A 20,394-nucleotide genomic window follows, 5' to 3' on the forward strand; every position below is an offset into this window, starting at 1 on the left:
CGGGCCCCCTTCAGTCCTTGGCCACGGCGCGCAGCCGTTCCACCACGTCGGCCCGCAGGTCCGCGGGTTCCTCCACGACGACGTCCGGGCCGAACTCGACGAGCCAGGCGTCCAGTCCGTGCCCGTACGGAATCTCCAACTCGTCCCACCCGTTCCCGAGTTCCCGGACCGAAACGGCGCGCGAGCGCAGCGGGTATCCGGCGCCGGTGCGCAGCCTGATCAGCGCGGTCCGGGTGGCCGTCTCCCCCGCCCAGCTCTCCACGGTCTCGCGGACGGTCACGACGTCGGGCACCTCTGCGGTGAACGTGCCGGCCGCCCGCGAGCGCACCTTGCCGGTGATCCGGGAGAGACGGAAGACCCGCTCGGCGCGGCGGTCCCGGTCCCAGCCGGCCAGGTACCAGTGGCCCCGCCAGCACTCCAGGGTCCACGGCTCGACGTGACGCGTCTCGGGCCGGGCGGCGTTGGCCTTGCGGTAGTCAAAGGTCACCGGGCGGCGGTCCCGGCAGGCCAGCATCAGCGGCTCGAACGCGGCCTCGTGCACGGGGATCCGGGGTTCGAGGGCGCTGTGCACCTCGTACGTGTCCTCGGTCTCCGGCATCCCGGCCGCCCGGAGCTTCTGCAGCGCGCCGCTGGCGGCACCGGCCAGCCGCGCCTGCTGCCAGACCTTCGCGGCCAGCCCGAGCGCGGCGGCCTCCTCGGCGTCCAGCGTGATCGGGGGGAGGCGGTTGCTGTCGCGGCGGGCGAGGTACCCGGTGTCGCCGTCCAGGTTCTCCACGGTCTCGATGACCAGACCGAGTTCGCGCAGATCGTCCTTGTCGCGCTCGAACATCCGGTTGAAGGCATCGTCGGAGCCCGCTTCCAAGTACGCCTCGATGGACCCCCGGAGCTCACGCTTGCTCAGCGGGCGCCTCGTTCCCAGCAGGCACAGGGCCAGGTTCATCAGCCGCTCGGCCTTGGCGATCGCCATCGACGCCCTTTCTTCTCCGCTCTACGATCGTCGACGGTACCGCTCCCCGCTTCCGGGACAAAAGCGAGGGCCCGCACCTTGCGGCACGGGCCCTCGTCGCGTAGAGGCGCGGATCAGACGGCGACCAGGTCGCAGACGAAGATCAGCGTCTCGCCGGGGGCGATGCGGCCGCCACCGGCGCCGCGGTCGCCGTACGCGAGGTGCGCGGGGATGGTCAGCTGGCGGCGCCCGCCGACCTTCATGCCCTGCACGCCCCGGTCCCAGCCGGAGATGACCTGCCCGGCACCGAGCTGGAACTGCAGCGGGGTGCCGCGGTTCCAGGAGGCGTCGAACTCCTCACCGGTGGAGAAGGCCACGCCCACGTAGTGGACCGAGACGTTGTCGCCCGCCTTGGCCACCGCGCCGTCGCCCTCCCAGATGTCCTTGATCTCCAGGTCGGCCGGCGGCTCGCCACCCGGGAAGTCGATCTCGGGCTTCTCGATGCTCACTGAGTTGCTCCTCTTGATGATGAACTGCGCAACCGGGACAGTCTTACATCTTCGCCAGCAGGTCCACGGCGAAGACCAGCGTGGACTTCGCGGGAATGGTCTGCTGCGCCTGGTCGCCGAATCCCTGGTCCGGCGGGACGACGAGGAGCACGCGGCTGCCGATCTTCTTGCCGACCAGCCCGTTCTTGAGGCCCTTCAGGGTGACCTGGGAGAGCGGGAAGGTCTGCGTCCGGCCCGTGGTGTACGTGCTGTCGAACGTCTTGCCGTCCTTCCACACCAGGCCCACGTAGTGCACGATGACGCTGTCGGTGTCCTTCACGACCTCGCCCTTGGACTCCAGGACGTAGTTGGAGACCAGCTTCGACGGCGGGGTGCTCTTGGACGGGATGGTGACCTTCGGGGCCTTGCCGTCGGTGTTGGTGCCGACCTTCGGCAGGTCGACGTCGTTCTGAGCGACCTCGGTGCCCTTGGCGGACGCCGGGATCTGTGTCGCCTTCAGGATGTCGACGACGAAGACGAGGGTGGAGTTGGGCTTGATGTCGCCCTGGCCCCGTGCGCCGTAACCGAGGTCCGGCGGGATGACCAGCTGGACCCGGCTGCCGACCTTCTTGCCGACCAGGCCCTTGTCCCAGCCCTGGATGACCATCCCGGCGCCGAGCGTCAGATCGAACGGCTTGCGGTCGAAGCTGTTGTCGAAGGGCTTGTCGGAGTCCCAGGACTGGCCGAGGTAGTTGACCTGGACCGCCTCGCCGTTCTTGACCTCGGGACCGTCGCCCTGGCTGAGGACCTTCGTCTTCAGCTCCTTGGGCGGGTTACCGGAGCCCTTGGACAGGGTGGGTTTCTCCCCGAACTTCGCCCCCGCGGTGATCGCGGGGAACTCGGAAGCGGAGCCATTGTCGTTGCCACAGGCCCCTGTCAGCAGCAACAGGGGGACGACGAGAAGGCCGGCAAGTCGGCGCACGTGTTCCTCAGATCTCAGACGGCACGGTCGGTTGGGTCCCCGCCACTCTAGGACGTGCGCGGGGCCCCGTACGAGAAACGTACGGGGCCCGCGTCGCGTCGTCGTCCGGGGAGGTGCCGTGCCGGATCACATCCCCGCGATCAGCTTCTCCACCCGGTCGTCCACCGAGCGGAACGGGTCCTTGCACAACACGGTGCGCTGCGCCTGGTCGTTGAGCTTGAGGTGGACCCAGTCGACGGTGAAGTCCCGCCGCTGCTCCTGGGCCCTGCGGATGAAGTCGCCGCGCAGCCGCGCCCTGGTCGTCTGCGGGGGCACGGACTTGCCCTCGAAGATCTTCAGGTCGTTGCAGACCCGGTCGGCCTGCCCCTTGCGCTCCAGCAGGTAGTACAGGCCGCGACGGCGGTGGATGTCGTGGTACGCGAGGTCTATCTGGGCGACCCGCGGGTGCGACATCGTCATGTTGTGCTTGGCCCGGTACCGGTCGATGAGCTTGTACTTCATCACCCAGTCGATCTCGGTGTCGATCCGGTCCAGGTCCTGGGTCTCGATCGCGTCGAGCGCACGCCCCCACAGGTCCAGGACCCGGGCGACCGTCCCGGTGCGGATGCCGCGGCGGTCGACGAAGTCGACGGCCTTCTCGTAGTACTCGCTCTGCACCTCGATGGCGGACGCCTCGCGCCCGCTGGCCAGCCGCACCTTGCGCTGCCCGGTGGTGTCGTGGCTGACCTCGCGGATGGCCCGGATCGGGTTCTCCAGCGTCAGGTCCCGCATCACCGTGCCCGCCTCGATCATGCGGAGCACCAGGTCGGTCGCGCCGACCTTGAGCAGCATCGTCGTCTCGGACATGTTGGAGTCGCCGACGATGACGTGGAGACGGCGGTACCGCTCCGCGTCCGCGTGCGGTTCGTCCCGTGTGTTGATGATCGGGCGGGACCGGGTCGTGGCGGAACTGACGCCCTCCCAGATGTGCTCGGCACGCTGGCTGACGCAGTAGACCGCGCCGCGCGGCGTCTGGAGCACCTTGCCCGCGCCGCAGATCAGTTGCCTCGTGACGAGGAAGGGAATCAGGATGTCCGCGAGCCGGGAGAATTCTCCGTGCCGGGCCACGAGATAGTTCTCGTGGCATCCGTAGGAGTTTCCCGCCGAGTCGGTGTTGTTCTTGAAGAGGTAGACGTCGCCCGCGATTCCCTCCTCGTGCAGGCGGCGTTCGGCATCGACGAGCAGACCTTCGAGAATACGCTCACCGGCCTTGTCGTGGGTGACCAGTTCGGTCAGGTTGTCGCATTCGGGGGTTGCATATTCCGGATGCGATCCCACGTCGAGGTAGAGGCGGGCGCCGTTCCGCAGGAAGACATTGCTGCTGCGGCCCCATGACACGACACGGCGGAAGAGGTAGCGCGCCACTTCGTCAGGGGACAGTCGGCGCTGTCCCCTGAACGTGCACGTGACGCCGTACTCGTTCTCCAGCCCGAAAATGCGGCGGTCCATGACTGAACATTACGCCTTATGGCCTGAGCTGAAACCGGGTTCGACAGCACCGTTTCGATCATTTTCCGATCTGCGCACCGCAACACCCGTGCTCGCGGGAACTGCGAGGACCTTTTTCGTGGCCAGGAGAACGAGCAGGGCCGCCACCCCACTGGCCCCGGTCACGACGAAGCCCCATGTCGTCCCGCCCCTCTCGACGGCCGGGCCCGCCACGGCCGTGCCCACCGCCGCGCCCACCCCGAACGTCGTCACCAGCCAGGAGAACGCCTCGGTCACCGTGCCGCGCGGCGCGTGCCGGTCGACGACGATGAACGAGCAGGCGATCGAGGGGGCGAGGAAGACGCCCGCGAGGGCCGCCAGGGCGGTCATGGCGACCACTCCCGGGGTCAGCATCAGCGGCAGGTAGCCCAGCGCCAGCAGCGCCACGAGGTACCGCAGCCGGCGCTCCGGGGTCCCGGCCCACTGCCGCGCCCCGTACACCGCGCCGCCGGTCAGCGCGCCCAGGCCGAGCGCGGCCATCAGCCAGCCGTACACCGACTCCCGGCCGTGGTCGTCGGCGTACGCCACCGCGGCGACGGTGATCGATCCCAGGGCGAGCCCGACGAAGAAGAACGCGCCGAGCAGCGCCAGCAGCCCCGGTGAGCGCAGCGCGCCCAGCCAGTGCGCCTCGCGGGGCGCGGAGCGCCAGGCCCGGGAGGGCTCGCAGAGCACGACGGAGAACGCCCCCAGGACCCCCAGGCCGTTGATGACGAGCAGGGCCGCGGCGGGCGACCAGAGGGACACCAGCAGCGTCACCAGCAGCGGCCCCAGGGTGAACATGACCTCCTGGGCGACGGCGTCCATGGCGTACGCCCGGTGCACCCGCTCCTCACCGCCCAGCACCGACGGCCACAGCGCCCGCAGTCCGCCCTCCAGCGGCGGGGTGAACACCCCCGCCACGACCACGGCCGCGAAGGCCGGCGCCAGCGCCCCGGGGCCCGTCAGCGCCAGCATCCCCATGCCGAGCGCCGACACCACGGCGGCGGGCAGCTGGACGCGCGGCTGGCCGTACAGGTCCACGGCCCGGCCCAGCAACGGCTGCCCGACCGCGGTGGACAGCCCGTACACGGCCGCGAGCGCCCCGGCGAGGGTGTAGCTCCCGCCCTCGGCCCGGGTGAACAGCACGATCGCGATGTGGGCGGTGCCGCTGGGCAGCCGGCCCACCAGGGTTCCCACCAGCAGCCTGGCGGCATGCCGCGTCCGGAGAATGTCCAGATATCCGGCGGCCATGTCCCGTCCCTCTCCTCGGGTGCCTTCCGGCACCATGGGGTTTTACGTATAACGACGAGGGTTATACGTACCATGTGCCCAGTCCGCAGGTCCACCGCACGGCGCCTGCCCCGACCGGCCCGGAGGCCCGAGTGACCAGCGCACCACCGCCCGCATCCGCCCGGCCCACCAGCCGGGACGTCGCACGGGCCGCGGGCGTCTCGCAGGCCACCGTCTCCCTGGTGCTCGGGGACAAGTGGCGCGGCCGGGTCTCCGAGGCGACCGCCGCCCGGGTGCGGCACGCCGCCGACGGCCTCGGCTACCTGCCCAACCTGGCCGCCCGCCAGCTGCGCCTCGGCCGCACCAGGACGGCGCTGCTGGTCGTGCCGGCGCTCACCAACGAGTTCTTCGCCCGCGTCCACACCGGTGCCGCCGCCGTCGCCGCGGAACACGGCTTCGGGGTCGTCCTCTACCCGTCCCCGGAGGGCGTCGGGCCGGCCAGGGACCCCTTCGCCTCGGCGCGCGCCTCCCTGGACGGGGTGATCGCCTCGTCGATGGCCGCGGGCGCGCTCGACGCGCTGCGCGGCGCGGACCTGCCGCTGGTCATGCTCGACAGCGACCCGGTGGACACCGGTGTCGCGGCCCGGGTCAACCTGGACATCGCCGACGGCATGCGGCAGGTCACGGAGCATCTGCTCACGCTCGGTCACCGCCGCTTCGTCCACCTGGCGGCGGCGGTCGACTCCTGGACGTTCGCCGTCCGCGCCCGGGCGCTGCACGACACCGTGGGGGCGGTGCCCGGCACCTGCGTGGGGACCGTCGAGGCGGCGCTCGACGTCCATGCCGGGCGCGAGGCCGCGCAGCGGGCGCTGGCCGCCCCGGGGCCGCGTCCCACGGCGATCGTGTGCGACGACGACGTCCTCGCCGCGGGCGCCTGCAAGACCGCCCGCAGGCTCGGCCTCCGCGTCCCCGACGACCTGTCGGTCACCGGCTTCAGCGATCTGGCCCTCTCCGTGGCCGTCGAGCCGGAGCTCACCACCGTGCGGCTGCCCGCGGAGCGGGTGGGCGAGCGCGGCATGGCCGCCCTGCTCGCGGTCCTGGACGGTCGCCCCGCCGAACCGGGGAGCCTGCCCGTGCGCCTGGTGGCACGCGGCTCCTCGGCGGCGGCGCCGCAGGACGCCGGGCACGCGTGACGGTGCCCCGGCCCGCCGGAAGGGCGGACCGGGGCACCGGAGGGCTGCCTACTCCACGTCCCCGCCGGAGTCGGCGGAGCCTTCGGCGGGCCTGCCGGTGTCCGTCGTGCTCGCGGGCGGTGCGGCCGCCTCGCCGGGCTCGTCGTCGGAGGGGGCGTCGGTCGGCGCGGCTCCGCCGTCCGCCTCCAGCAGGCGGGCCAGTTGCCGGCCCACGATGCGCTTGAACTTCCGCTGCTGCGGCCGCGTACGGTCCAGGACCGCGACCTCCAGCCGCTCGGCGGGGATCTCCCGCTCGCTGCCGTTGGGGTCCCGGGACAGCGCCTGCACGGCCAGCTTGAGCGCCTCGGCGAGCGTCATGCCGTCGCGGTGGCGCTGGTCGAGGAAACCGCTGATCTGCTCGGCGTTGCCGCCGACCGCGACCGAGCCGTGCTCGTCGACGATCGAGCCGTCGTGCGGCAGCCGGTAGATCTGGTCGCCCTCGGGCTCGGTGCCGACCTCGGCCACCACCAGCTCCACCTCGTACGGCTTCTCGGCCGCGCTGGAGAAGATGGTGCCCAGCGTCTGGGCGTAGACGTTGGCCAGACCGCGGGCGGTCACGTCGTCGCGGTCGTAGGTGTATCCGCGCAGGTCGGCGTAGCGGACCCCGCCGATGCGGAGATTCTCGTACTCGTTGTACTTGCCGGCGGCGGCGAAACCGATCCGGTCGTAGATCTCGCTGAACTTGTGCAGCGCGCGGGACGGGTTCTCGCCGACGAACACAATGCCGTCGGCATACTGCAGCACTACGAGGCTGCGTCCACGGGCGATGCCCTTGCGGGCGTACTCCGCCCGGTCGGCCATGGCCTGCTGGGGTGAGACATAGAACGGCGTCGACACCGGTTGTCCGTCCCTTTCTGTCAGTGACGAGAGTGTCGGGGAAGCATCGGGACCGGCGGTCAGAGCAGCGCGGCGCGGGGGCCGTCGGGCTGTTCCATCCGGTGCTCCACGATCGAGCGGGCGATATCGGAGGATTCCGCGTCGGACAGCTTCCGGAAGCCCTCGTCGGTGATGACGGTGACGATCGGGTAGATCCGCCGGGCCATGTCGGGGCCGCCGGTCGCCGAGTCGTCGTCCGCGGCGTCGTACAGCGCCTGGACGACCAGGGTGAGGGCCTGCTGCTCCGTCAGGTCGTCGCGGTAGAGCTTCTTCATCGAGCCGCGGGCGAAGATGGACCCGGAGCCGGTGGCCGCGTACCCGATCTCCTCGGACCGGCCGCCGGTCACGTCGTACGAGAAGATCCGGCCCTTCTCGCGGTCGATGTCGTAGCCGGCGAAGAGCGGCACGACGGCCAGGCCCTGCATGGCCATCGCCAGGTTGCCGCGGATCATCGTGGAGAGCCGGTTGGCCTTGCCCTCCAGGGACAGCTGGGCGCCCTCGACCTTCTCGAAGTGCTCCAGCTCCAACTGGAAGAGCTTGACCATCTCGACGGCCAGACCGGCCGTGCCGGCGATGCCCACCGCCGAGTACTCGTCGGCGGGGAAGACCTTCTCGATGTCGCGCTGCGCGATCATGTTGCCCATGGTCGCCCGGCGGTCACCGGCCAGGACCACGCCTCCGGGGAAGGTCGCCGCGACGATGGTCGTGCCGTGCGGCGCCTCGACGGCCCCCTGCACGGGCGGCAGGCTCCGGTTGCCCGGGAGCATCCCGGGCGCGTGGGCGGACAGGAACTCCATGAACGAGGAGGACCCCGGCGTCAGGAAGGCAGCCGGTAGCCGCCCGGTGCTACGAGTGTTGGCTTCCACGCGTTTCCCTCCAGGTGTGCGACGGCCCGCGCAGGGCGTCAGGAGTCCCTCCCGACGTGACGGTGGCCGAAATTGCAGTCGATGCGGTGTGTGCCACGGACCCTACCCGGCGCGCGGCGCTGATCCACAAGAAGCGGGAAGGGCGGCCCACACGACTCGCGGCGCCGTTTGCGACCGCGCGGTACGGGCCGACTCCGCCCGTACCGCGCGCGTCCTGCATCCACTCCCCCGAGTTCACGGTCGTGAACTACTGTCCGCCCTTTTGCACGAAGGAGCGCACGAAGTCCTCCGCGTTCTCCTCCAGCACGTCGTCGATCTCGTCCAGAACCGAGTCGACGTCGTCGCTCAGCTTCTCCTGGCGCTCCTTGAGGTCGTCGGACGCCTGTGCGTCCTGCGCCTGCTCCTCGACCTCCTCGGTGGAACGCGTCGCCCTCTGCTGTCCGCCGCCGGTGTCCTTGGTCGCCATCTCGCTCACCCCGCTCGGTTCGAAGCACTTGGTTCAGACCCTACCCACGGGGTCCGGTATCGGCCCGGTACTTGCCGGGACGCCCGGGGTCATCTCCATGATTCCCCGGTCGCGGCCCTTTCAGCCGCCCGACAGCACCTGGACCAACTCCTCCGCGGTGCGGCACCGGTCCAGGAGTTCCTTGACGTGCTCACGAGTGCCGCGCAGCGGCTCCAGGGTGGGCACCCGCTGCAACGAGTCGTGACCCGGCAGGTCGAAGATGACCGAGTCCCAGGACGCCGCGGCCACGTCGTCGGCGAACTGCTCCAGGCAGCGACCGCGGAAATAGGCCCTGGTGTCCTCCGGAGGCGCCGTGCGCGCCTTCTCGACCGCGTCCTCGTCCACCAGCCTCTTCATCTTGCCGCGGGCCGCCAGGCGGTTGTACAGGCCCTTCTCGGCCCGTACGTCGGCGTACTGGAGGTCCACCAGATGCAGCCGGGCGGCGTCCCAGTCCAGGCTGTCGCGGCGGCGGTAGCCCTCCATCAGCTCCCGCTTGGCCACCCAGTCCAGCTCGCCGGACAGGCTCATCGGGTCGCTCTCCAGCCGGCCCAGGACGTCCTCCCAGCGACCCAGGACGTCCTTGGTCTGCGCGTCGGCGTCCGCCCCGTAGCGGTCCTCGACGTACTTGCGGCCCAGCTCGAAGTACTCCATCTGGAGCTGCACCGCCGTGAGGGTCCGGCCGTTGCGCAGCGTGACCAGCTGCTTCAGCGTCGGGTCGTGGGAGACGTGGTGCAGGGTGCGCACCGGCTGGTCGACCGCGAGATCGACGTTGATGAAGCCGTCCTCGATCATGGACAGGACCAGCGCGGTGGTGCCGAGCTTGAGGTAGGTCGAGATCTCCGACAGGTTCGCGTCGCCGATGATCACATGGAGCCGGCGGTACTTCTCCGCGTCGGAGTGCGGTTCGTCGCGGGTGTTGATGATGGGGCGCTTGAGCGTGGTCTCCAGCCCGACCTCGACCTCGAAGTAGTCCGCGCGCTGGCTGATCTGGAAGCCGTGCTCGTGGCCGTCCTGGCCGATGCCCACGCGGCCCGCTCCCGTGACCACCTGGCGGGAGACGAAGAACGGGGTCAGGTGGCGCACGATGTCCGAGAAGGGGGTCTCCCGCTTCATCAGGTAGTTCTCGTGCGTGCCGTACGAGGCGCCCTTGTTGTCGGTGTTGTTCTTGTAGAGGTGGATCGGCTGGGCGCCCGGGAGTTGCGCCGCGCGCTCGGCCGCTTCGGCCATGATGCGCTCGCCGGCCTTGTCCCAGAGGACCGCGTCCCGCGGGTTGGTGACCTCCGGGGAGCTGTACTCGGGGTGCGCGTGGTCGACGTAGAGGCGGGCACCGTTGGTGAGGATGACGTTGGCCAGGCCGATGTCCTCGTCGGTGAGCTGGCTGGAGTCCGCGGCCTCGCGGGCGAGGTCGAAACCCCGGGCGTCCCGGAGCGGGTTCTCCTCCTCGAAGTCCCATCGGGCGCGGCGCGCCCGGTGCATCGCCGCCGCGTAGGCGTTGACGATCTGGGACGAGGTGAGCATGGCATTGGCGTTGGGGTGGCCGGGGACGGAGATCCCGTACTCCGTCTCGATGCCCATTACTCGCCGTACGGTCATGCGGCCCTCCTTGCCCGGCGGGCGCTCCCCTCGGGGGCGGCGCTCGCATACCGCTGCTGGTCCGGTGCCTGTGTGCGGTGCCCGTTCCCGCAGTGCGCGACCGGGCGGTACGCAAGAGCCTAGAGCGACTCCGCACCGGTGGGACGCCGTCGGGCGAGCTGTCCGGAAAGCGACCGGCTGCGGATGCCCGGCCGGGCATCCGCAGCCGGTCCGTGTTCTAAAGGTACTGTCCGGTATTCGCCACCGTGTCGATCGAGCGACCGGTGTCCGCACCCTGCTTTCCGGTGACAAGGGTACGGATGAATACGATCCGCTCGCCCTTCTTGCCGGAGATGCGGGCCCAGTCGTCCGGGTTGGTGGTGTTCGGCAGGTCCTCGTTCTCCTTGAACTCGTCCACGCACGCCTGGAGGAGATGGGAGACGCGCAGGCCCTTCTGGCCCTGTTCGAGGAATGCCTTGATGGCCATTTTCTTCGCCCGGTCGACGATGTTCTGGATCATCGCGCCGGAATTGAAGTCCTTGAAATAGAGGACTTCCTTGTCGCCATTGGCGTACGTGACTTCGAGGAAGCGGTTCTCCTCGGACTCCATGTACATCCGCTCGACGACGGACTGGATCATGGCGTGCGCCGCGGCTTCCTTGGAGCCGGAGTGCTCCGTGATGTCGTCCGCGTGCAGCGGCAGCGAGGGGGTGAGGTACTTCGCGAAGATGTCCTTCGCCGCCTCCGCGTCGGGGCGCTCGATCTTGATCTTCACGTCCAGGCGTCCGGGCCGCAGGATCGCGGGGTCGATCATGTCCTCGCGGTTGGAGGCCCCGATGACGATCACGTTCTCCAGGCCCTCGACACCGTCGATCTCGGCGAGCAGCTGGGGGACGATGGTGTTCTCCACGTCCGAGCTGACGCCGGAGCCGCGGGTGCGGAAGAGGGACTCCATCTCGTCGAAGAAGACGATGACGGGGGTGCCCTCGCCCGCCTTCTCGCGCGCACGCTGGAAGACCAGGCGGATGTGGCGCTCGGTCTCGCCGACGTACTTGTTGAGGAGTTCCGGGCCCTTGATGTTGAGGAAGTAGCTCTTTCCCGCGGGCTGGCCGGTGACCTCGGCGACCTTCTTGGCAAGGGAGTTGGCCACGGCCTTCGCGATGAGCGTCTTGCCGCAGCCGGGCGGGCCGTAGAGCAGGATGCCCTTCGGCGGCCGCAGTTCGTGCTCCTTGAAGAGGTCGGGATGCAGGTAGGGCAGCTCGACCGCGTCCCGGATCAGCTCGATCTGGTCGCCCAGGCCGCCGATCCGGCCGTAGTCGATGTCCGGCACCTCTTCGAGGACGAGCTCCTCGACCTCGCTCTTGGGGACCACTTCGTAGACGTAGCCGGACCTGGGTTCGAGCAGCAGGGCGTCACCGGGGCGGACGGTGGTGTCCAGCAGGGGCTCGGCGAGCCGTACCACCCGCTCCTCGTCGGTGTGCCCGATGACCAGGGCCCGCTCGCCGTCCTCGAGGATCTCCTTGAGGGTGACGATGTCCCCGGCGCGCTCGAATTCCATGGCATCGACCACGTTGAGCGCTTCGTTGAGCATGACTTCCTGGCCGCGCCGGAGTTCGTCGAGCTCGATACTGGGGCTGACGTTCACCCGGAGCTTGCGGCCCCCGGTGAAGATGTCGCAGGTACCGTCCTCGTTTCCCTGGAGAAACACACCGAAGCCGGCCGGTGGCTGCGCGAGCCGGTCGACTTCTTCCTTCAGGGCCACGATCTGGTCGCGGGCCTCGCGGAGCGTGTTGGCGAGCCGCTCGTTCTGCGCGGTCACGCCCGCCAGGTTGGTCTGCAACTCGACGATCCGCTCTTCGAGAATCCTCGTATGGCGCGGAGAGTCGGCGAGCTTACGTCGCAGGACGGCGATTTCCTGCTCGAGATAGGCGACCTGGCCGGCTGGGTCTTCGGACCCCCGCCCGGGCCGGATGCCGCGGTTGATGTCGTCGTCGTGGGCTGCCACGGTCCTCACCTCCTCCAAGGGGAGCTGGACGCTTCCTGACCCTACCTGGGTGGGTGATGATTGAAACCCCTAGATCACAAAGACTGCGGGGCGTGTCCGATCTTCACCCTTGCGTTCCCCCTCGTCCCTGGGGAATACCCACCCTTCAACATCGGAAAGCGGCCGGTTGTATCGTCGAACCGATCAACACACGTCAGGGCCGGCCACTTCTGGTTCGGAAAAGCAGGGAACGACAGGAGAGACGACCGTGCAGCAGGACGCTCCGACCGGCGGCGACGCGCAGGATCTGGAAGTCTGGATCGACCAGGACCTCTGCACGGGGGACGGCATCTGTGTGCAGTACGCGCCCGAGGTGTTCGAGCTGGACATCGACGGTCTGGCGTATGTGAAGAGCGCCGACGACGAGTTGCTCCAGGACAGCGGGGCGACGACGCCCGTACCGCTGCCGCTGCTCCAGGACGTCGTCGATTCGGCCAAGGAATGCCCCGGCGAGTGCATTCACGTGCGTCGCGTCTCGGACAAGGTCGAGGTGTTCGGCCCCGAGGCCGCCTGATCCACCGGATCCGGGCGGCCGGTGCCGTGCCGGTTCCGGCCGCCGTGACCGGTCAGGCGCCGGCCGTGGTGGCCGGGGCGGTGCCGGCGGTGCGGACGAAGGCGCCGCCCTGCCAGCGCCAGGTGACCGCTTCGCGCTGGTCGGGGCAGCAGCGGGGCACGTCCTCGGAGGAGTAGCCGAGCAGGGTGGCGGAGACGACTCCGTCGCGCACCGCCAGAGCGCCGACGCTCATCTGCTGGGCGGGGTCCACCAGGGTCGCCACGACCCTGGGCGCGGCCCCGCTCGCCTGTGTGAGGACGTAGACGCCGCTGGGCGGGGTGCCGGAACCGGCGGCGCAGCGGACCACGGCGACGGTCTCGGGGCGGCCGTCCCCGTCCAGGTCGCCCGCGGCCTGCCGGGCGACGGTGTGCTCCAGGCCGCCGCAGTCCAGGGGGTAGGTCGCCCTCAGCGGATCGGGCGCGGCCGCGGGAGCCGGTCCCTGCCCCGCGGTGGTCCGGGGGGTCGACGCGGATGCCGCGGGCTCCGGCTGGAGCATGCCCGCGGCGGCGACGACGGCCGCCATGGCCGCCGCGGTGGCGAGCCAGTGCAGCGGCCTGCTGTCGGTGTGCGCGAGGTCCGGGAGCTCGGAGGTCTGCACGCGGGATGTCTCCTGTGGTTCCTGTGGACGAGGATGCCCCGGGCCGGGCCGCGGCCTCCGGGAGGCGTCCGCGACGGCGTGGGAGCGGCCAGCATCGTGCCACACCGGGCGGAGCGGTGGAAACGGTGGGGTCGGCACGGATGACTGTCCGTAGGGACAACGAAGGGGCGCCGCCGCCGAGTTCCCGGGTCGGTCCGGGAACTCGGCGGCGGCGCCGGTACGTTGCGCGGCCCGGCCGCGCTCGGATGCGCGAAGGGCTCAGCCGCGCGAGGAGGAGCCGCTCTGGCTGCCGGGACCGTCGTAGTCCTCGCCGTAGGCGCCCTTGGCGGGGCGGCGGCGGCGCAGCGGGGGCTCCACGCCGTCGGCCAGACGGCGGGCGGTGACGAGGAAGCCGGTGTGGCCGATCATGCGGTGGTCCGGGCGGACGGCCAGGCCCTCGACGTGCCAGTTGCGGATCATCGACTCCCAGGGCTGCGGTTCGGCGAAGCAGCCGGTCTCACGGATGGACTCGACGGTCCGCGCGAGCTGGGTGGTGGTCGCGACGTACGCGCAGACGATGCCGCCGGGCACGAGCGCCTTGGAGACGGCCTCCAGGCACTCCCAGGGGGCGAGCATGTCGAGGACGACCCGGTCGACGTCGGTGTCCGAGAGGTTGTCCTGGAGGTCGCCGACGGTCAACTGCCAGGCGGGGTGGGGTTCGCCGAAGTAGCGCTCCACGTTCTGCCGGGCGATCTCGGCGAAGTCCTCGCGGCGCTCGTAGGAGTGCAGCATGCCCTGCTCGCCGATGGCGCGGAGCAGGAAGGTGGACAGCGAGCCGGAACCGACGCCGGCCTCCACGACGCGGGCGCCGGGGAAGATGTCGGCGAAGGCCAGGATCTGCCCCGCGTCCTTGGGGTAGACCACGGCGGCGCCGCGGGGCATGGACAGGACGTAGTCGGGGAGCAGGGGGCGCAGCGCGAGGTAGGCGACGTTTCCCGTGGTTCGGACAACACTGCCCTCGGGGGCACCGATCAGCTCGTCGTGCGGGAAGGAACCCTTGTGGGTGTGGAAGTTCTTTCCGGCTTCGAGCGTGAAGGTGTAGTGGCGTCCCTTGGGATCGGTGAGCTGGACCTGGTCCCCGACCTTGAAGGGCCCGCGTCGGCGGGCGGCACCGGTCGGTTCAGACATGTGACCAGCGTACCGGTGATTCGCGGTGCTCCGGCCGCGAGCCGGGCGGCTGCGGGGCCCCGGCCGGGCCCGTGGTCAGGCGGCGGGCCTGGCCAGGGCGGCGACGAACGCCCGCTCGACGTCGGCGGTGGAGAGCACCCCGTAGATCTCGCCGGTCTCCTCGACCACGAGGTACTCGGTGGCGGGGGTGGCCCTGAGCCGGTCCAGAAGCGCCTCGCCGGCCAGTTCGGCGGAGACCTTCATGCCGTCGGTGAGGTCCTGGGAGAGTCCGCTCACGGCGACCCACGGGCGGCGGTGCTGGGGCACGGAGACGATGGCCGCCTCCCGGACGACGCCCGTGGGTTCGCCGTGCCCGTCGACGACGACGAGGGCGCGGGCACCCGCCTCGTTGGCCCGGCGCAGGGCCTCCGACAGCGGGGTGTCCGCCTCCACGGGGACGGCACGCCGGGTGAGGGTGCGGGCGCGCAGTTCGGGGAGGTGTTCGCGCAGCCTTGCCATGCGCAGGCTGTTGCCGGCGCCGGTCCAGATGATGGCGGCGAGGATGGCGGCGAGCAGCGCGTCGGTGACGGTGTCCGTGCCGCTGAGGTCGCGGGGGTCGTTCCCGAAGGAGCCGGTGTGGGTGAGCAGCGGGAGGCCGATGAGGGTGACGACGGCGAGGGCGCGGCCGACCCAGGCGGCGGCGACGGTGCCGCTCATCGGACGGCCGGTGATCTTCCAGACGACGGCGCGGAGCATGCGTCCGCCGTCGAGGGGCAGACCGGGGAGCAGGTTGAACGCGGCCACCAGGAGGTTGGAGATCATCAGGCCGGCGAGGACGACGCCGGGGACGGTGCCGGGTTCGACCAGGCCCATCCCGGCGTAGAAGAGACCGGCGAGCACCAGGGAGAGCAGCGGGCCGACGAAGGCCAGCATGAATTCGCGGCCGGGGGTCTCGGTCTCCTTCTCGATCTCGGAGACGCCACCGAAGAACTGGAGCTGGATGCGGCGGACCGGCAGCCCGTAGCGCAGCGCCACGACCGTGTGGGCGAGCTCGTGGACGAGCACGGAGGCGTAGAAGGCGATCGCGAAGAAGAGGGAGACCAGGTAGCGGGCCGCGCCGAGTTCGGGCAGCACCCGTTCGAGCTGGCCGCCGAAGACCCAGGTGATCAGCGCCGCCACGACGAACCAGCTGGGCGCGACGTACACGGGCACCCCGAAGAGACGGCCCATGAGGAGGCCGCCTCCGGGCTCTTCGGGGCGGCGCGGTCCGCCCTTGTCCGGGCCGGTCCCGGGGGCCTGTCCCCCCGCGCCGGGGTGCGGGCGCCCGCTGTCGCCGCTCTCGTCCACGAGGTCCCTTCGGTCGGTGCCCTGTTTCACGATCATGCCGTGTCCGGGGGTGTGTGGTCGATGGTAAGCCGACGGATGTCCGTGGCGGGCCGTAGGGTCTTCGCATGACCTCCCTGCCGCGACCGGCCCAGCCGCCCTCGTCCCTCTCGCCGTCGCGGGCCGGCGATTTCATGCAGTGTCCTCTGCTGTACCGCTTCCGGGTCATCGACAGGCTGCCGGAGAAGCCGAGCGAGGCGGCCACCCGGGGGACGCTGGTGCACGCGGTCCTGGAACGCCTCTTCGACGCCCCGGCGGCGGAGCGCACGACCCGCAGGGCGACGGCGCTGATCCCCGCGCAGTGGGACCGGCTGCTGGAGTCGAGGCCGGAGCTGTCGGAACTGTTCACGGAGGATGCCGGGGACGAGCGCCTGGCGCGCTGGCTCTCGGAGGCGGAGCGCCTGGTGGAGCGGTGGTTCTCGCTGGAGGACCCGACGCGCCTGGAGCCCGCGGAGCGGGAACTGTTCGTCGAGACGGAGCTGGAGTCGGGGCTGCGGCTGCGCGGGGTGATCGACCGGATCGATGTGGCGCCGACAGGTGAGGTCCGGATCGTGGACTACAAGACGGGCAAGGCGCCGCGTCCGGAGTACGCGGAGGGCGCGCTCTTCCAGATGAAGTTCTACGCCCTGGTGGTCTGGCGGCTGAAGGGCGTGGTGCCGCGCCGGCTCCAACTGGTCTATCTCGGCAGCGGGGACGTCGTCACGTACGACCCGGTGGTGGGCGATCTGGAGCGGGTCGAGCGCAAGCTGCTGGCGCTGTGGGAGGCGATCCGGGTCGCGACGGAGACGGGCGAGTGGCGGCCGCGGCCGACGAAGCTGTGCGGCTGGTGCGACCACCAGGCGGTCTGCCCCGAATTCGGCGGGACTCCCCCGGTGTATCCGCTGTCGGTACGCCCGGCTGAGTCCGGTCAGGATGTCCAGGGCAGAATGGACCGGGCCCGCGCCGAGGCCGCCGGGCCCGTGACCGTCGAGGGACCCTGAGGAGACCTTGTGGCAATCCGCGTCCTGCTGGTCGACGACCAGCCGCTGCTGCGCACCGGATTCCGGATGATCCTGGAGGCGGAGAGCGATATCGCGGTGGTGGGTGAGGCCGGGGACGGCCTCCAGGCTCTCGATCAGGTGCGGGCGCTCCAGCCCGATGTGGTGCTGATGGACATCCGCATGCCGCGGATGGACGGCGTGGAGGCGACGCGGCAGATCACCGGTCCGGACCGGGACGGTCCGGCGAAGGTGCTGGTGCTGACCACGTTCGATCTCGACGAGTACGTGGTGGAGGCGCTGCGCGCCGGTGCCAGCGGCTTCCTGCTGAAGGACGCCCCGGCCAACGAGCTGGTGCAGGCGATCCGTGTGGTCGCGGCGGGCGAGGCGATGCTGGCCCCGAGCGTCACCCGCAGGCTGCTCGACAAGTACGCGGACCACCTTCCCTCGGGCGAGGAGCCGCTGCCGGACACACTGCACACGCTGACGGACCGCGAGGTCGAGGTGCTGAAGCTGGTGGCGCGCGGGCTGTCGAACGCCGAGATCGCCGCGGACCTCTTCGTCAGCGAGACGACGGTCAAGACGCATGTCGGCCATGTGCTGACCAAGCTCGGTCTGCGCGACCGGGTGCAGGCGGCCGTGTACGCCTACGAGAGCGGTCTGGTGCGACCCGGCGCCCAGTGACCGGCGTGCGCCCCGACGCCCGGTGAAATGGCCTGCGCCCCGGTGACCGGTGTGCGGCCGGGGCCGGGGCGCGTTCGTCGGGCCGGGGCCGCGACCGCGTGCCGCCGTGTCTCAGACGGCGTCGCGGCTCAGCTCCCACAGCCGTATCTCGGCAGCGGAGTTGACCGCCCATTCGACGCCGTTGAGTCCCGTCCGGGAGGCTGCGTACTGCTTGCCCTGCCAGATGGGCAGGACGGGGACGTCGTCGGCGACGATGTCCTGGAGCCGCCGGAAGGTCTTCGCCGCGGCGCTGCGGTCGGTCTCGCGGCGGGTCTGCGGAATGAGCGTGTTCTGCGCCAGGGCCGACTTGTAGGGCGAGTTCAGGAAGTTGTTCCGGTCGAGGAACGGTGCCGTGTAGTTGTCCGGGTCGGGGAAGTCGGGGAACCAGCCGAATCCGTAGACGGCGTAGTCTCCGCGCACTTGCGCCGGCCGGAACCGGGCCCAGTCCGTTCCCTGGATGCGGACGTCGAACAGCCCGCTGTCGTTGAACTGCTTCTGCAGGGCCCGGAACTCGGCGGCGGTGGAGGCGCCGAAGTGGTCGGTCGTGTAGTGGAGCGTGAGCTTCACCGGGGTGGGTACGCCCGCCGCCCGCAGGATCGCCTTGGCCTTCGCGGTGCCGGGTTCGCCGTACTTGTTGTAGAACGAGTTGGTGTGCGCGGCAATGCCCGAGGGGATCAACGAGTACAGCGGTTCGGCGGTGGTGCCGTACACCTTGTCCGCGATCTCCCCGCGGTCGACGACCTGGGCCATGGCCTGGCGGACCGCCTTGTTCCGAACGGCCGGGTCGTCGGTGTCGAAGCCGAGGTAGCGGATGGCGAGGCCGGGCATCTCGGTGAGCCTGACGCCGTCGGCGGGATCGTCGAGCAGTCGCCGGGACTGCTCGGGCGACATGGTGCGGGTCATCATGTCGATCCGATTGTCGTCGAACGCCTTCCCCATCGCGTCCGCGCCGGGGAAGAGGTCCAGTTCGACCCGGTCGTTGCGCACATGCAGGTCGCCCTTGTAGCGGGGGTTCCTGGTGAAGACGACCTTGACCACCCGGTCGTGCTCGACCTGCGGCTTCATGGTGTACGGGCCGGAGCCGTCGACCTGGAAGCCGGTGCGCGGGGACTTCGCGGCGTACCTGGCACGCGGCACGATCCCGGCGACCGGGGTGGCGAGCTTGTACGGGAACGTGGCGTCGGGCGCGCGGAGGTGGAAGACGATCTCCCGCTCCCCCTGCGTCTCGACGGTGTCGATGCCGGACAGCAGGGCCACCGGGCCGTTCGGGGCGTCGATGCCGATGACCCGGTCGATCGAGTACTTCACGTCGTCGGGGGTGACGGGGGTGCCGTCGGCGAAGGTGAGGCCGGGGCGCAGCCTGCAGCGGTAGCTCTCGTTCTGGGTGTCCGTGAAGCCGCAGCTCTCCGCGGCCTCGGGCACCGGTCGGCCACCGCCGCGCGGTACGTGCAGGAGGGACTGGACGGTCTGGCGGAGGACGTTCCACACGCCCGCGTCGTACCCGACCGCGGGGTCGAAGGGCGCGGGGTCGTCCTCGGTCGCGACGAACCGGTCGGTGGTGCCGAGGACGATCGCGGCCCGGCCGCCGTCGTCCTCGGACGCGCCGCACCCGGCGAGCACGGGCGCGAGCACGCACGCGACGGTCGGCAGCACCAGGGTCTTGCGTTTCATCTCGGTGGCTCTCCCTCGTCCGGGCATCGGGAGAGCGACCTTAGCGGGCCGGGCCGGTCACGCCCGGTCGCCGCCGCACGACGCGTGACCGGACGGTTATGGAGAATGACGGCGAGCCGATTTCCCTGCCCCGGAATTCACCCCCCCAGAAAGGGACCAAACGGGACAATCCAAAGCGGCAAAAGGGGCACCAGGGAAGATCCTGGGAGTCTTCCGTGAGAAATTCGGTGACCAACCTCACGCCCGCTCCAATTCCTCCCCTGTTCGTCCGTCCGGGATTTTCCCACGCGGGTGCGACAGGAAAAGCACGAGCTCCCGCCGAGTTCTTTCGATTCGTTCACAGGAAATCCCGGGAATTGATCACGTGTTCATCTGATCAGGCCCCGGAGGAAGGCGAGGTCGACCTCCTCCAGCGAACGCACGACCACCCGGCCGTCGGCCGGGGCGATCGGCGCGACGGAGGGCACGGCGACCACCCGGCAGCCCGCCGCCTCCGCGGCCGCCACTCCGGTGGCGGTGTCCTCGATGACCGCGCAGCGTCCGGGTTCGGCCCCGAAGCCGGAGGCGGCGGTCAGGTAGGGCTCCGGGTGCGGCTTGGTGCGGGTGACCTCGTCGCCCGCGACGCTCATGGCGAAGTGGTGGTGGCCCACCGATTCCAGCACCCGGTCGATGATCCGCCGGTGCGAGGCGGAGACCAGGGCGGTGGGGATGTCGTGCCGGACCAGCTCCGCCAGCAGCCGCTTCGCCCCCGGCATCAGCGGCACGCCGCGGTCGAGGCGCCTCTCGAAGCGGTCGTTGAGCAGCACGGTGAGCTCGGCGAGGGTGATGTCCGCGCCGGTCACGTCCATGAGGTAGCCCGCGCTGCGGGTCATCGGTCCGCCGACCACCACGTCGCGCCATGCCTCGTCGAGCTGGTGGCCGAGCTCGGCGAAGACCTCCACCTCGGCCTCCCACCAGAAGCCCTCGGTGTCGACGAGGGTGCCGTCCATGTCGAGCAGGACGGCCTGCAGCGCGGCGCCTTCGGCCGTGCGGGTCATGGACGCGGGGACCGTGCTGGTCATCCGGCACACCTTCCGTGAGGGACGAGAAGGCCGGC

The 20,394-nt window shown here is 70.5% G+C and carries 19 protein-coding genes; 4 read left to right on the plus strand and 15 right to left on the minus strand.

Translation table 11 applies throughout. From position 1 onward, the window contains the following. Positions 1 to 10: 10 nt before the first annotated feature. The 5 genes from AMK22_RS22900 to AMK22_RS22920 form a co-directional block, all read right to left on the minus strand. The gene (locus AMK22_RS22900; RefSeq protein WP_073787839.1) at positions 11 to 967 is read right to left on the minus strand and encodes a helix-turn-helix transcriptional regulator; all 957 of its coding nucleotides are present in this window, start codon (positions 965 to 967) and stop codon (positions 11 to 13) included. Between the two features lie 113 nt (positions 968 to 1,080). Then, positions 1,081 to 1,455, minus strand: a complete 375-nt coding sequence (locus tag AMK22_RS22905; RefSeq protein WP_073787841.1) for an FKBP-type peptidyl-prolyl cis-trans isomerase — start codon at positions 1,453 to 1,455, stop codon at positions 1,081 to 1,083. Positions 1,456 to 1,498: 43 nt separating this feature from the next. Beyond that, on the minus strand, positions 1,499 to 2,416 hold the full coding sequence (locus tag AMK22_RS22910; RefSeq protein ID WP_073787843.1) for an FKBP-type peptidyl-prolyl cis-trans isomerase: 918 nt from the start codon (positions 2,414 to 2,416) through the stop codon (positions 1,499 to 1,501). A 126-nt stretch (positions 2,417 to 2,542) separates the two neighbouring features. Beyond that, the gene (gene pafA, locus AMK22_RS22915; protein ID WP_073787845.1) at positions 2,543 to 3,904 is read right to left on the minus strand and encodes a Pup--protein ligase; all 1,362 of its coding nucleotides are present in this window, start codon (positions 3,902 to 3,904) and stop codon (positions 2,543 to 2,545) included. A 9-nt stretch (positions 3,905 to 3,913) separates the two neighbouring features. Next, positions 3,914 to 5,173, minus strand: a complete 1,260-nt coding sequence (locus AMK22_RS22920) for an MFS transporter (RefSeq protein WP_073787847.1) — start codon at positions 5,171 to 5,173, stop codon at positions 3,914 to 3,916. A gap of 131 nt (positions 5,174 to 5,304) precedes the next feature. Here AMK22_RS22920 and AMK22_RS22925 point away from each other — a divergent pair, with 131 nt between their 5' ends. Next, a complete protein-coding gene (locus AMK22_RS22925) occupies positions 5,305 to 6,345 on the plus strand; it encodes a LacI family DNA-binding transcriptional regulator (protein ID WP_073787849.1) in 1,041 nt (346 codons plus the stop codon). Positions 6,346 to 6,393: 48 nt separating this feature from the next. Here the strand turns inward: AMK22_RS22925 and prcA are convergent, their stop codons facing one another. From prcA to arc, 5 genes are all read right to left on the minus strand, one after another. Beyond that, positions 6,394 to 7,221: a proteasome subunit alpha gene (prcA, locus tag AMK22_RS22930; protein WP_073787851.1), complete on the minus strand. Its 828-nt coding sequence runs from the start codon at positions 7,219 to 7,221 to the stop codon at positions 6,394 to 6,396. 59 nt (positions 7,222 to 7,280) lie between these two features. Then, complete coding sequence (prcB, locus tag AMK22_RS22935; protein ID WP_073787853.1) at positions 7,281 to 8,126, minus strand: proteasome subunit beta; 846 nt, start codon at positions 8,124 to 8,126, stop codon at positions 7,281 to 7,283. Between the two features lie 247 nt (positions 8,127 to 8,373). Further along, positions 8,374 to 8,592, minus strand: coding sequence for a ubiquitin-like protein Pup (locus AMK22_RS22940; RefSeq protein ID WP_073787958.1), 219 nt, complete (start codon positions 8,590 to 8,592; stop codon positions 8,374 to 8,376). A 120-nt stretch (positions 8,593 to 8,712) separates the two neighbouring features. Then, positions 8,713 to 10,224, minus strand: a complete 1,512-nt coding sequence (gene dop, locus AMK22_RS22945; RefSeq protein ID WP_073787855.1) for a depupylase/deamidase Dop — start codon at positions 10,222 to 10,224, stop codon at positions 8,713 to 8,715. Between the two features lie 217 nt (positions 10,225 to 10,441). Continuing rightward, the gene (gene arc, locus AMK22_RS22950) at positions 10,442 to 12,208 is read right to left on the minus strand and encodes a proteasome ATPase (RefSeq protein ID WP_073787856.1); all 1,767 of its coding nucleotides are present in this window, start codon (positions 12,206 to 12,208) and stop codon (positions 10,442 to 10,444) included. Positions 12,209 to 12,455: 247 nt separating this feature from the next. Between arc and AMK22_RS22960 the strand changes: the two genes are divergently transcribed. Then, positions 12,456 to 12,761, plus strand: coding sequence for a ferredoxin (locus tag AMK22_RS22960; protein ID WP_073787857.1), 306 nt, complete (start codon positions 12,456 to 12,458; stop codon positions 12,759 to 12,761). A 52-nt stretch (positions 12,762 to 12,813) separates the two neighbouring features. Here AMK22_RS22960 and AMK22_RS22965 read toward each other — a convergent pair whose 3' ends face one another. From AMK22_RS22965 to AMK22_RS22975, 3 genes are all read right to left on the minus strand, one after another. Next, positions 12,814 to 13,398 (minus strand): hypothetical protein, encoded by a 585-nt coding sequence (locus tag AMK22_RS22965; protein WP_073787858.1) that lies wholly within the window; start codon positions 13,396 to 13,398, stop codon positions 12,814 to 12,816. A 258-nt stretch (positions 13,399 to 13,656) separates the two neighbouring features. Next, on the minus strand, positions 13,657 to 14,565 hold the full coding sequence (locus AMK22_RS22970; protein ID WP_073787859.1) for a tRNA (adenine-N1)-methyltransferase: 909 nt from the start codon (positions 14,563 to 14,565) through the stop codon (positions 13,657 to 13,659). A 75-nt stretch (positions 14,566 to 14,640) separates the two neighbouring features. Continuing rightward, positions 14,641 to 15,891 (minus strand): site-2 protease family protein, encoded by a 1,251-nt coding sequence (locus tag AMK22_RS22975; protein WP_073787960.1) that lies wholly within the window; start codon positions 15,889 to 15,891, stop codon positions 14,641 to 14,643. 104 nt (positions 15,892 to 15,995) lie between these two features. Between AMK22_RS22975 and AMK22_RS22980 the strand changes: the two genes are divergently transcribed. Both AMK22_RS22980 and AMK22_RS22985 read left to right on the plus strand, forming a co-directional pair. Beyond that, positions 15,996 to 16,907 (plus strand): RecB family exonuclease, encoded by a 912-nt coding sequence (locus AMK22_RS22980; RefSeq protein ID WP_073787860.1) that lies wholly within the window; start codon positions 15,996 to 15,998, stop codon positions 16,905 to 16,907. Between the two features lie 9 nt (positions 16,908 to 16,916). Next, positions 16,917 to 17,588, plus strand: coding sequence for a response regulator (locus AMK22_RS22985; RefSeq protein ID WP_073787861.1), 672 nt, complete (start codon positions 16,917 to 16,919; stop codon positions 17,586 to 17,588). Between the two features lie 111 nt (positions 17,589 to 17,699). Here AMK22_RS22985 and AMK22_RS22990 read toward each other — a convergent pair whose 3' ends face one another. Together AMK22_RS22990 and AMK22_RS22995 are read right to left on the minus strand one after the other, a co-directional pair. Continuing rightward, on the minus strand, positions 17,700 to 19,298 hold the full coding sequence (locus AMK22_RS22990; protein ID WP_073787862.1) for an ABC transporter substrate-binding protein: 1,599 nt from the start codon (positions 19,296 to 19,298) through the stop codon (positions 17,700 to 17,702). A gap of 368 nt (positions 19,299 to 19,666) precedes the next feature. Next, positions 19,667 to 20,359: an HAD family hydrolase gene (locus AMK22_RS22995; protein WP_073787863.1), complete on the minus strand. Its 693-nt coding sequence runs from the start codon at positions 20,357 to 20,359 to the stop codon at positions 19,667 to 19,669. Positions 20,360 to 20,394: the final 35 nt, after the last annotated feature.

Origin of the sequence: Streptomyces sp. CB01580, assembly GCF_001905795.1 — a bacterium.
Classification (GTDB): domain Bacteria; phylum Actinomycetota; class Actinomycetes; order Streptomycetales; family Streptomycetaceae; genus Streptomyces.